This is a genomic window from Dactylosporangium thailandense (genome assembly GCF_059739745.1).
The window spans coordinates 372,281-384,640 of sequence record NZ_AP029195.1 but is presented as its reverse complement, the minus strand read 5'-3'; the positions used below and the strand labels follow the sequence as shown (position 1 = coordinate 384,640).

General features: G+C 74.0%; 8 protein-coding genes. 1 reads left to right on the top strand and 7 read right to left on the bottom strand.

What is annotated here, in order from left to right; all coding sequences use genetic code 11:
* Positions 1 to 141: 141 nt before the first annotated feature.
* The 6 genes from AC6JBM_RS01595 to AC6JBM_RS01570 all read right to left on the bottom strand — a co-directional run bounded on the left by AC6JBM_RS01595 (position 142) and on the right by AC6JBM_RS01570 (position 10,117).
* Positions 142 to 1,344, bottom strand: coding sequence for an ROK family transcriptional regulator (locus tag AC6JBM_RS01595; RefSeq protein ID WP_497981821.1), 1,203 nt, complete (start codon positions 1,342 to 1,344; stop codon positions 142 to 144).
* 110 nt (positions 1,345 to 1,454) lie between these two features.
* Positions 1,455 to 5,012: a choice-of-anchor D domain-containing protein gene (locus tag AC6JBM_RS01590; protein WP_497981820.1), complete on the bottom strand. Its 3,558-nt coding sequence runs from the start codon at positions 5,010 to 5,012 to the stop codon at positions 1,455 to 1,457.
* Positions 5,013 to 5,205: 193 nt separating this feature from the next.
* Entirely contained in the window at positions 5,206 to 5,868 is a 663-nt protein-coding gene (locus AC6JBM_RS01585; RefSeq protein ID WP_497981819.1) for a response regulator transcription factor, read from the bottom strand.
* Positions 5,865 to 6,962 (bottom strand): sensor histidine kinase, encoded by a 1,098-nt coding sequence (locus AC6JBM_RS01580; protein WP_497981818.1) that lies wholly within the window; start codon positions 6,960 to 6,962, stop codon positions 5,865 to 5,867. Before AC6JBM_RS01580 ends, AC6JBM_RS01585 begins: the two co-directional genes overlap by 4 nt.
* Before the next feature lie 10 nt (positions 6,963 to 6,972).
* Positions 6,973 to 9,387: an FtsX-like permease family protein gene (locus AC6JBM_RS01575; RefSeq protein WP_497981817.1), complete on the bottom strand. Its 2,415-nt coding sequence runs from the start codon at positions 9,385 to 9,387 to the stop codon at positions 6,973 to 6,975.
* A gap of 1 nt (position 9,388) precedes the next feature.
* Positions 9,389 to 10,117 (bottom strand): ABC transporter ATP-binding protein, encoded by a 729-nt coding sequence (locus AC6JBM_RS01570; protein ID WP_497986397.1) that lies wholly within the window; start codon positions 10,115 to 10,117, stop codon positions 9,389 to 9,391.
* A gap of 116 nt (positions 10,118 to 10,233) precedes the next feature.
* On the opposite strand from AC6JBM_RS01570, the gene AC6JBM_RS01565 reads away from it, so the two are divergent.
* On the top strand, positions 10,234 to 11,256 hold the full coding sequence (locus tag AC6JBM_RS01565) for an alpha/beta hydrolase family protein (protein ID WP_497981816.1): 1,023 nt from the start codon (positions 10,234 to 10,236) through the stop codon (positions 11,254 to 11,256).
* Between the two features lie 6 nt (positions 11,257 to 11,262).
* On the opposite strand, the gene AC6JBM_RS01560 is transcribed toward AC6JBM_RS01565, so the two are convergent.
* Positions 11,263 to 12,360, bottom strand: coding sequence for a nucleotide disphospho-sugar-binding domain-containing protein (locus AC6JBM_RS01560; protein ID WP_497981815.1), 1,098 nt, complete (start codon positions 12,358 to 12,360; stop codon positions 11,263 to 11,265).

Sequence of the window (12,360 nt, the reverse complement as noted above, 5' to 3'; positions counted from 1 at the left end):
GCGTAGCTGAGAAAAAAATACAGCACACGTCCTCCGCGGGCATGACGAAACCGACCCCCAAGGCATTCAGTATATAGATCAACATGCGTGGGAACAGCCCTCGCGAATCTCCGTACCGGCGGGAGTGAACCGGAAACGCGATTACGCCTGGTCGGCGGCGGCGAAGGGCACGGTGTCGATGCCCAGGGCCAGGGCCACCGCGCCGAGGGCGGCCGCGCGGGGCGTCAGGGTGCTCTGCACGACCTCGACCGCCTCGGCCGCGGCGGCCAGGGCGGTCTCGGCCAGGCCGCGCTGCAGCGGCTCGCGCAGCAGCTCGGTCGCGGCCCCGAGCTCGTCGCCGAGCAGGACGCGCTGCGGGTTGATGAGGTTCACGAGGTTGCCCAGCGCGTATCCCAGCTGCGTCCCCGCGTCGATGATGAGGCGGCGGCAGCCGGGGTCGCCGGCGTGCGCGTACTCGATCAGGCCGCCGAGGTCGAGCAGATCCGGGTGCCTCTGCCGCGCGTTGGCGAGCAGCGCGCGGCCGCCCACGGCGAGCTCGACGCAGCCGCGGTTGCCGCACCGGCACACCGCGCCGCGCGCGTCCAGCGTCACGTGGCCGAGCTCGCCCGCGGTGCCGGCCGCGCCGCGGTAGAGCCGGCCGTCCAGCACGATCCCCGCGCCGATGCCGGTGGCGAGCTTGACGTAGACGAGGTCGGTGCAGCCGCGGCCGGCGCCCCAGACGTATTCGCCGAGGGCGGCCAGGTTCGCGTCGTTGTCCACGCGCACGGGCAGGCCCAGGCGCGCGTTGAGCTCGTCGGCGGGGCGCAGGTCGGCCCAGCCCGGCAGCATCGGGGGCGAGCCGATGCGCCAGTCGCGGGTGATCGGGGCGGGCACCCCCAGGCCGACGCCGACGACGTCGTCGCGGGTCGCGCCGATGTCGCCCAGCGCCGCGTCGACGAGGACCACCGCGAGCTCGAGGGCGTCGGCGGGGCGGTCGTCGATGTCGAAGTCGGTGCGGGAGCCGCGCTCGGCGATCACCGTGTGGCCGAGGTCGGCGACGGCGACGCGCACGTGGCGGCGGCCGATGTCGGCGCCGACTGCGATGCCGGCGCGGCGGGTCAGCTGGACCACGGACGCGGGGCGGCCGCCGACCGGGCGGGCCGCGGCGCCGACCTTCTCGCTGACGAGCCCGGCGCCGCCGAGGTCGGTGAGCACGGCCGAGACCGTGGGGCGGGACAGGCCGCTGAGGGTGACGAGCTCGGCGCGGGTGCGGGGCCCGTACAGGCGCAGCGTCTCGGCGACCCGTCGGGCGGTGCCGCTCAAGCGTCGCCACAGGTCGCGGGGATGCGTCTGCTGCGCCGCCACGGCGCGTAATCCTGCATGGCCGTCGCTAGTTATGTCAAGGCCTTACTGAACCCCAGAAGCGTGAACGCCGCCGGGCCCGTGGGCCCGGCGGCGCTCGAAACCCTTGCTGACTAGCTGTTCCAGACCTGGAAGGTGGAGAGCTGACCGGCCGGCCAGCCCGAGTTGGACGTGAACGTCAGGCGGAAGTACCGCTGCGTGCTCGCCGTGAAGGTGATCGTCACGGTGTTGTTGGCGCCCGGCGTGAAGCTGTAGTCCGCCGCCGCCTTGAGCTCCGTGAAGGACGAGCCGTTGGTGCTGCCCTGGACCTGGATGCGCTGGGTGCGCGCACCCCAGCCGGCGGGCAGCTGCAGCACGACCCGCGACGCGCTCTGCGCCGAGCCGAGGTCGACCTGCACCCACTGCGGGAAGGCGTTGTTCGCGCTCTCCCAGTAGGTGCTCTGGTTGTTGTCGACCACGTTGCCGGACGGGTACACGTCGTTGTGGCTGGACTCGCTGGTCGCCTTGCCCTGGGCGAGGTCGATCGGCGAGCTGCCGGCGCCGGTGCCGCTCAGCGCCACGGTCGTCGGGCTGTTGTTGGCGTTGCTGGTGACCGTGAGCGTGCCGGTGCGGGTGCCCGAAGCCGTCGGGCGGAAGGTCACGCTGACGGAGCACGAGGCGCCGACGGCGATCGAGCCGCACGTGTTGGTCTGGGCGAAGTCACCCGAGACGCTGACCCCGGAGACCGTGGCCGCCGCGGTGCCGGTGTTGGTGATGGTGACCGACTGCGCGGCGCTCGTGGTGTTGAGGGCCTGGGTGGCGTACGACAGCGACGCCGGGCTCGCGCTGAGCACGGGCGCGTTGACCGTGCCGCCGCCGCTCGGGTAGACCTCGAGCTCCGACAGCTGCGCGGCCGGCCAGCCGGTGTTGGCGGTGACGTTCACCCGCACGTAGCGGACGTTCGTCGCCGGCACCGTGATCGCGACGGTGTTGCCCGACGCCGGGTTGAAGGTGCGCCCGGCCGACGCCGACAGGGTGCTGAAGTTGGTGCCGTCGGTGCTGCCGGTGATCGACAGCGTCTGCGTGCGCGTGGCCCACGCGGTGTCCGGCGGCAGCTTCAGGGTGACCTTGCCGATGCTGGTCGCCGCGCCGAGGTCGACCTGAATCCACTGCGGGAAGGCGTTGTTGGCGCTCTCCCAGTAGGTGGCCGCGTTGCCGTCGGTGGCCGTGTTCGGCGTCTGGGTGCCGTTGACCTGGCTGCTCGCGGTGGCGGTCTTGTTCAGCGCGATGTTGGTGTCGGTGCCGATGCCGGAGCCGGAGAGGCCCACGGTGGCCGGGCTGTTGTTGGCGTTGCTGGTGACGGTCAGCGAGCCGGTGCGCGAGCCCGAGGCCGTCGGGGTGAACTTGACGGTCACGGTGCAGGACGCGCCCACGGCGATGCTGCTGCCGCAGGTGTTGGTCTGGCTGAAGTCGCCGGAGGTGGCGATGCCGGAGACGCTCGCCGCGGTGGTGCCCGAGTTGTTCAGCGTGACGGTCTGGGTCGCGGACGACGCGCCCACGACGGTACCGCCGAAGCTGAGGCTGCCCGGGTCAGCGTTCACGATCGGGCCCGGGGCGACGCCGGTGCCGGACAGCGGCACGGTGTTGGTGATGCCCGAGGCGGTGACGGTGAGGGTGCCGGTGCGCGCGCCGGCGACCGTGGGCTTGAACGTGACGCTCACGGTGCAGGAGGCGCCGGCGGCGATGCTGCTGCCGCAGGTGTTGGTCTGGGCGAAGTCGCCGCTGACCGCGATCGTGCCGACCGGGGCCGCGCCGCTGCCGGAGTTGGTGACCGTGACCGTCTGGGCGGCGCTGGTCGAGCCGGTGACGACCGAGCCGAAGCCGACCGCGCTCGGGCTGATGTTGATGCTCGAGCCGTTGTCGGGCAGGTACGGCGGGAAGGCCGGGTTCTGCAGGTTCGAGCACGCGGTGGTGGACAGGCCGCTGTTGCCGCCGCCGTCGGTGAGGGTGAAGCCGACGCCGCAGTTGTAGATCGCGGCCGGGGCCTGCACGCCGGTGGCGGTGGAGTTGGTGATCGTCGCGGCGCCGCCGACCTGCTCCTGGATCGCCCAGGTGCCGGTGTTCTGGATCGTGGCGTTGTTGATCTTCACGTTGGAGATGTTCGAGCCGGAGACGAACTGGATGGCCTCGAACGGGCTCTGCTGGATGAGGATGTTGTCGACGTTGGTCAGGCCGTTCATCACGCCGTCGCGGGCGTCGAACCACAGCGCGCCGACGCCGAACTGCCAGTTCGGGTCGAGGCTGCCGGAGCGGATGATGGTGTTGCGCAGCACGTCGGTGCGGCCCAGCGTCGTGGAGGCGAAGCGCTGCGCGACGTGGATGCCGCCGCCCTGGGTGAGGCCGGCGTCGATGACCCGGTTGTCGGTCACGAAGTTGTCGTGGCCGCCGTAGATCGCGATGCCGTTGGCCAGGATCGGGTACTGCACCGTGTTGTGGTCGAACGAGTTGTTCGCGTCGGCGTTCTGCTCGGCCCAGGTGGCCAGGCCGTCGTCGCCGGCGTTGCGCACGTCGGAGTTGGTGACCTTCGAGTTGGTGACGCCGTTGTGGAAGTTCACGCCGTCGGCGGTGAAGTTGCGCAGCCGCAGCCCGCTCATCACCAGCTTGTCGAACGGCCCGTCCATCCAGGCGCCGACCTTGGTGTGCTCGATCCAGACCCGGTCGACGGTGGAGTTGCTCATCGCGCCGCCGATGCCGTTGACCTGGTCGGAGTCGTTGCGCTCCTGGACGTTGCCGAAGATGGCGAAGTCCGACAGGTGCACGTTGCTGCTCGGCGTCGGCGCGTAGTTGCCGTAGAAGCCGATGCGGTCACCGGTGGTGCGCGAGCGCCACATGCCGGCGCCCTTGATGGTGATGTTGTTGACCGCGATGTGGCCGAGGATCTTGAACGTGCCCTCGGGGATCCACACGGTGCCGCCGGCGCCGGCCGAGGCGATCGCGGCGTTCATCGCGGCGGTCGAGTCCTGCGCACCGGTCGGGTCGGCGCCCTTGCTCGTGATCGAGACCGAGCCGGCTGGCTGGGACAGCGCCGCGCCGACGTTCTCGAAGTCGGCGAAGTCGATGGTGTACGACGAGGCGGTGGAGTCCGAGTCGACCTGCAGCTTGAACTTGGTGCCGGCCGGGTAGGTCGTCGGGAAGAGGCGGTTGACCTCGTCGTAGAAGTGGTGCGGGTTGCTGCCCGGCTGGTTGCTGAACGGGTAGCTGCTGTAGTACCAGCTGTACGCGTTCGTCAGCGTGAAGTTCGTGCTGCGCGTGCCGTTGATGTACAGCGAGATCGGCGCCGTGTAGACCGAGCCGCTCGCGGTGTCCGGGATGCTGTAGCGGAAGACGATCGAGTTGGTCGCCACCGGGGTGGTGAACTCGACGTACTTGCCCTGGCCCTGCAGCGTGACGGCCTTGCGGTAGGAGGCCTCGGCCGGCAGCGTGTTGTAGGCCGCGCTGGGCCCGATCACCGTGCCGTTGGTCGTGGCGTTCTCGGCCTGCACCTCGACGTAGGGCAGGGTCGCGCCCACGCCGCCGGTCGCGGCCGCGAGGGCCGGCGACGCGACGTACACGACCGCGCCGGCCGCGGCCAGAGCGGCACCGGCGACGAGGGCCGCGGTGCGTGCTCTGGGCCTGAATCTGGGAATGCGCATGGGGTGCCAACTTTCGACGAGCCGGGCGCACGGCCGGGCCCTCGGTTGGCGGCGCGGGGGCCTGAGAACAGTGCGCGGGCTGAACGGGGGATGCACCGGTCGGCGGTTTGGTCGGTGCAAGAGGGACGGTAACCCCAGCGACACTGGCGCGCAATATCCAGACGCATCTTCGCAAGAGATTGACGATCCGGCGTCATCCGCCGGGCCGGACCAGACCCGTCTCGTAGGCCAGCACGACGAGCTGCACCCGGTCGCGCAGGCCCAGCTTGGTCAGCACCCGCCCGACATGCGTCTTGACCGTCGTCTCGGCCACCCGCAGCCGCTCGCCGATCTCCAGGTTCGACAGACCCTCGGCGACCAGCAGCAGCACCTGCCGCTCGCGGTCGGTGAGCAGGTCGAGCCGGACCCCGGGCGGCGCCTTCGCCACGACGGGCCCGGGCACGACGAAACGGTCGAGCAGGCGGCGGGTCACGCTTGGGGCCACCACGGCGTCGCCGGCCGCGACGACCCGGATCGCGGCCAGCAGGTCGGCCGGGGGCGCGTTCTTGAGCAGGAACCCGCTCGCCCCGGCCCGCAGCGCGGCGAAGGCGTCCTCGTCGGTGTCGAAGGTGGTCAGCACCAGCACCCGCGGCCCGTCCGGCCGGCGGGTGAGCTCGGCGGTCGCGGCCACCCCGTCCATGACCGGCATGCGGATGTCCATGACGACGACGTCGGCCGGGGTGTCGCGCAGCAGCCGCAGCGCCTGCGCCCCGTCGCCGGCCTCGCCCGCGACGGTCATGTCGGGCTGGGCGGACAGGATCATCCGGAACCCCGCCCGCACGAGCTCCTGGTCGTCCACGATCACGATGCTGATCATGCGCTCGTCACCGGGATCACGGCCCTGACCTCCCAGCCGCCGCCGGAGCGGGGACCGGCCGCGAACGTCCCGCCGTGCATCGCCACCCGCTCCCGCATCCCGACCAGCCCGTGCCCGGGCTCGCCGGAGGCGCCCGAGCCGGTGCCGTCGTCCGTGGCCGTGATCGTGAGGCGGCCGTCGCACCGCTCCAGCCGTACCGTCAACGTCGCCCCGGCCCCCGCGTGCCGCAGCGTGTTCGTCATCGCCTCCTGCACGATCCGGTACGCGGTCAGCTCCTCCGCCGCCCCGAGCGGCCCGGCCTCCCCCTCCACCCGCAGCGTGAGCCCCGAGGCGGCCGCGAGCTCCGCCACGTCGGCGAGGCCGACCCGCCGCCGGTCGAGGGTGCCCGGCCCGCGCAGCACCGCGAGCACCCGGCGCATGTCGGTGAGCGCGTCGCGGCCCGTCGCCGCGATGGTGTCGAGGGCCTGCCGCGCCTGGGTCGCCGAGGGGTCCAGGGTGAAGGCCGCGCCGTCCGCCTGCACGATCATGACGCTCAGCCCGTGGGCGATGACGTCGTGCAGCTCCCGCGCGATGGCGGCCCGCTCGTCGGCGGCGGTGAGCCGGGCGAGATGGTCGCGCTCGCGCTGCAGGGTCGCGGCCCGCTCCTCGAGCGAGGCGACGTAGAGCAGGCGCGTGCGCACCGAGAACGCGGTGACCCACGCGGCGACCGTGATCGCGCCCAGGACGGCGAACACGGTCCAGAAGTTGCCGGCGTTGTGGTGTTCGGTGATCGCGGCCAGCAGCACCCCGATGCCCGCCCCGGCGCCGGCCACGATGCCCCACACGAGACGCGGCTGGTACTTCACCACGGAGTACATGGCGATGAGCGCGGCCACGTCCACCATCCGCACCGCCGGGCGCACCGCGAGCTGCGCGATGGCGAGCCCGCAGACGACCAGGGCGACCGGCACCGGGTAGGCCCGGCGGAACAGCAGCGTGAGCGCCATCGCGACCAGGATGGCGGCGAGGGCGGGCGGGCGGGCGAAACCGCGCTCGAGGTACAGCAGCGCGAGCACGCACGCCGTGACCCCGATGTCGAACAGTCTCGCCCTCACACCGACCAGCCTAGGCACGCGCCGCGCGGCGGGCGGGCAGGACCGCGGCAAGCACCGCGGCGGCGGCCGCGAGCCCCACGAAGCCGGCCAGCTGGCCGAACGGCACGCTCAGCAGCGGGTGTACCGCCCCGAAGGCCGCCTTCGTCGTGAGCCACCCGTAGAGCACGCCGAACGCCACCCCGCCCAGCGCCCCGGCCAGCGCCATGAGCAGGGCCTCGGTCAGCAGCGTGGCCCGCAGCTGCCCGCGGGTCAGGCCCAGCGCGCGCACCAGCCACGACTCCCGGGCCCGCTCCAGCACCGACAGCGAGAGCGTGTTGCCGATCCCGATGACCGCGATGACCAGCGCGAAGGCCAGCAGCGCGGCGATGATCGCGACCATCTGGCCGATCTCGGCGTTGCGCTCGTCGCGCACCTCGGCCAGGTCCGCCACCTGCACCAGCGGGTGCGCGGCCAGGGTCTCGTCGAGCTTCTGCCGCGCGGCCGCGGCCGACAGCCCGGGCGCGGCCTTCACCAGCACCAGGCCGTCGTCGTGCACGTCCGGGAACAGCGTCGCGAAGTCGGCCTCGGCGATCACCGCGTCGCCGACGAGGCTCGAGCTCTGCACGACCGCGGCAACGGTCAGCCGCAGCCGGCGGTCCCCGGCCACGAGCTCGATCGTCGAGCCGGCGGTGGCGCGCACCTGCCCGGCGGCCGGGACGACGGCGGTGCCGGGCCGCACGTCGGCCGCGAACACGTCCGCCCCGGCGCCGACGGTCCCGACCAGCACGTCACCGGCCTCGCCCTGCTTGACCGGCGCGGCCACCGGGAAGCCCGCGGCCCGCACCTCCCCCGCCACCCCGGCCGGCACCAGCTCGCCGGGCACCGCGGGCGTCAGCAGGTAGTCGACCGGGAAGGCCCTGTTGAGCTGCGCCTCGGCGGTCCGGTTGGCGGTGGCCGCGACGGTACCGCCGCCGGCCATCAGCGCCACCCCGATGAGCAGGGTCGCCGTGGTGGCCGCGGTGCGGGCCGGATGCCGGGCCGCGTTCGCGGTGGCCATCTTCACCGGCACCCCGAACAGCCGCCCCGGCAGCCAGCCCAGCGCCCGCACGACCGGCCCGACGAGCCGGGGCATGAGCAGCAGCAGGGCCGCGAAGTTGCCGATCCCGCCCAGCATCACCAGCGCCATCGCGGCCAGGGCCCCGCCGGTGCCGCGCAGCCCGGCGACGGTGATCGCGGTGCCGGCCAGCGCGGCGAGCACGGCCAGCACCAGCGAGGTGCGGCGCAGGGCGCCGGACTCGGGCACCGCGGCCCGCAGCGCCGCCATCGGCCGCACCCGGGACGCGCGCAGCGCCGGGGCGACCGCGGCGCCGACGGTGACCAGCAGCCCGAGCGCCGGGCCGGCCAGCAGCGGCAGCGGGCTGAACACCACGTCGCCGGCCGGCAGCCCGAGCACCGTGGAGAGCCGGGACATGAGCAGCGCGACGAGCACGCCGAGGCCGGTGCCGAGGACCGCGCCGGCCAGCCCGACCAGCGCGGCCTCGGCCAGCACGAGCCGGAACACCTGCCCGCGCCCGGCGCCGACGCAGCGCAGCAGGGCCGTCTCGCGCAGCCGCTGGGCCATGAGGATGGTGAACGTGTTCACGATGACGAAGCCGGCCACGAGCACGGCCACCAGCGCGAACAGGCCGATGCCGACGAGCAGCCCGCTGAGCTGCCCGGAGGCCGCCTTGGCCAGGTCGTCGCGCAGCTGGGTGCCGGTGCGGGCCCGCGCGTCGAGCCCGGCCCCGAGCCGGTCGCGCACGGCGGCCGCGTCGGCGCCCGGCCGCAGCGCGGCGACGACCTCCCGGTAGCCGGCCGAGCCGGTCAGCCCGGTCAGCTCGGCGTCGGTGAGGACCACGGTGGAGGTGCGGCCGCCGCCGAAGCCGGTGACGTCGACGGTGCCCACGACCCGCAGCCGCTGCCGCCGCTCGCCGGCGCCGATGACGGTGATCTCGTCGCCGATCGAAAAGCCGATGCGGGCGGCGGTACGGGTGTCGAGCGCCACCTCGCCCCCGGTCTGCGGCAACCGGCCCGCGTGCACGTCGAACGGCCGCAGCCGCGCGACGGTGCCGGCGTTGATGCCGTAGCCGGGCAGCCCGATGTCGGTGACGATCCGGCCCCGCTTGTCCAGCAACGGCAGCCGCTCGGCCCGGCGCCCGTCGGCCTCGGCCACCCCGGCATCGGCCCGCGCCCGGTCCAGGGCGGACGGCTCCAGCCGCCCGTCGTCCCGGGCCGTGAGCGCGGCGCCGACGTTGCGGGCGGCGCGGGCGTACTCGTCGTAGAGCGCCGCCTGCGCCGTGTCCCGGTAGATGAGGGTCCCCGCCACGAAGGCCACCGCGAGCACGACGGCGACCAGGGTCGGGACGAGCCGCCGGACCCGCAGCCCGGTGAACGCGGTGCGCAGCACGTCAGCCCCCCAGCCGGCGCAGGCCCGCCAGGACCGCGTCGGGGCTCGGCCGGTGGATCTCCTCGACGATCCGCCCGTCGGCGAGCAGGACCGCGCGATCGGCGTGCCCGGCCGCGACCGGGTCGTGCGTGACCATGACGATCGTCTGGCCGAGCTCGCGCACGCTGCGGCGCAGGAACTCCAGCAGCCCGGCCCCGGTGCGGGAGTCGAGGTTGCCGGTCGGCTCGTCGGCGAAGACCACGTCGGGCCGGCTCAGCAGCGCCCGCGCGCACGCGACCCGCTGCTGCTGGCCGCCGGAGAGCTCGGAGGGCCGGTGCCGCAGCCGCTCGGCGAGGCCCAGCGTCGTCACGAGCTCGCGCAGCCACCCCGGGTCGGCCCTGCGCCCGGCCAGGTCGAGCGGCAGCGTGATGTTCTGCTCGGCGGTCAGCGTCGGCAGCAGGTTGAACGACTGGAACACGAACCCGATCCGCTCCCGCCGCAGCCGCGTCAGGGCACGGTCGGACAGCCCCGTGATCTCGGTCCCGCCGATGCGCACCGACCCGCCGTCGACCGTGTCGAGCCCGGCCAGGCAGTGCATGAGCGTCGACTTGCCGGAGCCGGACGGCCCCATCACGGCGGTGAACTCCCCGGCCGCGAACTCGACCCCGACCCCGTCGAGCGCGCGCACCGCGGTGTCGCCGCTCCCGTACACCTTCACCACGTCGGCGGCCCGGACCGCCACCCGTCCCATCCCGTTGTTCGTCACGATCCGTGACGCTAGGCGCGCACCGGCCGCGCGTCGTCCACGCGAGGTCGTACTACCTGAGCAGGACGCGCTCCCCCGGACGGGCCCCTACGGTTCGCCGCATGGATCGACGCTCCTTCCTCGCATCGGCCGCCGCGCTGGCCGCGACGGTCCCCGCGGTCCCGGCGTTCCCGCGCACGCACGCCGCCTTCGAGCTGCCGGATCCCGACGGCCCGCACCCGATCGGCACGACCGTGCTGCACCTCGTCGACGGCTCCCGCACCGACCCGTGGGTGAGCGGGAACCGTCCCCGGGAGCTGATGGCGCAGCTGTGGTACCCCATCACGGCGCGATCCGGCCCGCGGGCACCCTGGGTGACGGCGGGCGAGGCCGGGCCGGTCGGCCGCGACCTGAGCGAGACGGTCACGGGCACCCCGCGCGACCTACCCGGCCTGGCCGAGGTCCGCACCCACGGACGGCTGCTGGCCCAGCGCCGCCCCGGATGCCCGGTGCTCGTCTTCTCCCCCGGCTTCGGCGCGCTGCGCAACTCCAGCTCGGCGCTGGTCGAGCACCTGGCGGCGCGCGGCTACCTGGTGGTGACCCTCGACCACACCCACGACGGGATCGCGGTCGAGTTCCCGGGCGGGCGCATCGAGCCGAACACGATCGTCCCGCTGCTGCAGGACCCGGACACGATCGCCGAGGTGGCCGCGCGCATGGTGACGGTGCGCGCGGCCGACATCCGCTTCGTGCTCGACCGCCTCGGCGTCCGCGGCCGGGCCGGCGTCTTCGGGCACTCGCTCGGCGGCGCGGCCGCGGCCCAGGCCGTGCGCGACGATCCACGGCTCGTGGCCGGGGCCAACCTGGACGGCACGTTCTACGGCCCCGTCGCGCGGACCGGCCTGGACGAGCCGTTCCTGCTGGTCGGCAGCGACGACGCGGACGAGTCCTGGCCCGCGTTCGAGGCGAAGCTGCGCGGCTGGCACCGCACGGTCCGCGTGGCCGGGGCGCGCCACCTCACCTTCCACGACTCGGTGCTGCTGCGCCTGTCCGCGGACGCCTACGGCACGATCCGCCCCGAGGACGCGATCGCCCGGACCCGCCGCCACCTGAGCGGCTTCTTCGACCGCTTCCTGCGCGGCTGATCGCCGTCAGCGTGTGAGGGTGGCGATCGTGTCGGCCACGGCGGACGGGGACGGCATCGCGGCGATCTCGGCGGCCAGCTCGGCCGCGCGCACGTGGTAGCCGTCGTCGGTGAGCAGCTTGGCCGCCTCGATGCGCACGGCCGCGGCGCAGCGCTCCGCGAAGGGCACCGCGCGGGCCGCGCCCGCGGCCGTGAGCCTTTCGGCGATCGCGAACTGGTCGCACATCTGCGGCATGAGCAGCTGCGGGCGGCCGGCGGCCAGGGCCGCCATCGAGCTGCCGGAGCCGCCGTGGTGCACGAACAGCGCGCAGCCGGGCAGCACCTGGTTGTGCGGGATCCAGCCGATGCGGCGCACCCCGTCGGGCAGCCCGCCGAGGTTGTGCACGCCGGCGCCGGAGACCACGACCTCCACGTCGAGCTCGCGCAGGCCGAGCACGGCGGCGGTGAGGCCGTCGACCCCCTCCGGGATCGGCACGGTGCCCATCGACACGCAGACCCGCGGCCGGTCCGGGGGCTCGAGCAGCCAGTCGGGGATGGTGCAGGCGGCGTTGTACGGCACATAGCGCATCGGCGTCCCACCCGGCACGGCGCCGAGGCTCGGCGGGCAGGTGTCGACGGTGAGCGCGGGCGGGTCGACCGTGACCCCACGGTACAATGTGGACAGTCGTGGCCCGACCCTGTCCAGGGCGGCCCGGTGCACCGGCTCGGGGACCGGCAGCCCCCAGTGCTGCAGCACCCACGGCACCCCGGCCCGCGTGGCGGCGAGCGGCCCGGCGTACTCGACCGGCTCGGTCACGACGAGGTCCGGCCGCCAGGCGCGCACGAGCGCGTCGATGTCGTCGCGGGTGCGCTCGGCGAGGGCGACGAACACGTCCAGGTCGAGCTCCTCGTTCCCGCCGAGGCCGACGCCGGACGGCCACAGCTCGAAGAACGAGGCGTCCCCGCCGACCACGGCCGCGGTCAGCCCGGCCCGGCGCACCTGCTGGTGCAGCGGCTGCGGGACGGCGACGAGCACCTGGTCGCCGCGCAGGTGCAGGGCCCAGGCCAGCGGCACCATCGAGAACAGGTGGCCCGGGGCCGGGTTCATGGTGAACAGCACGCGCAC

Bases quoted from the DNA above. Each gene is read 5' to 3' on its own strand.
- AC6JBM_RS01565 (WP_497981816.1), top strand. From the start codon at position 10,234: ATGGATCGACGCTCCTTCCTCGCATCGGCCGCCGCGCTGGCCGCGACG.
- AC6JBM_RS01585 (WP_497981819.1), bottom strand. From the start codon at position 5,868: ATGATCAGCATCGTGATCGTGGACGACCAGGAGCTCGTGCGGGCGGGG.
- AC6JBM_RS01570 (WP_497986397.1), bottom strand. From the start codon at position 10,117: ATGGGACGGGTGGCGGTCCGGGCCGCCGACGTGGTGAAGGTGTACGGG.
- AC6JBM_RS01590 (WP_497981820.1), bottom strand. From the start codon at position 5,012: ATGCGCATTCCCAGATTCAGGCCCAGAGCACGCACCGCGGCCCTCGTC.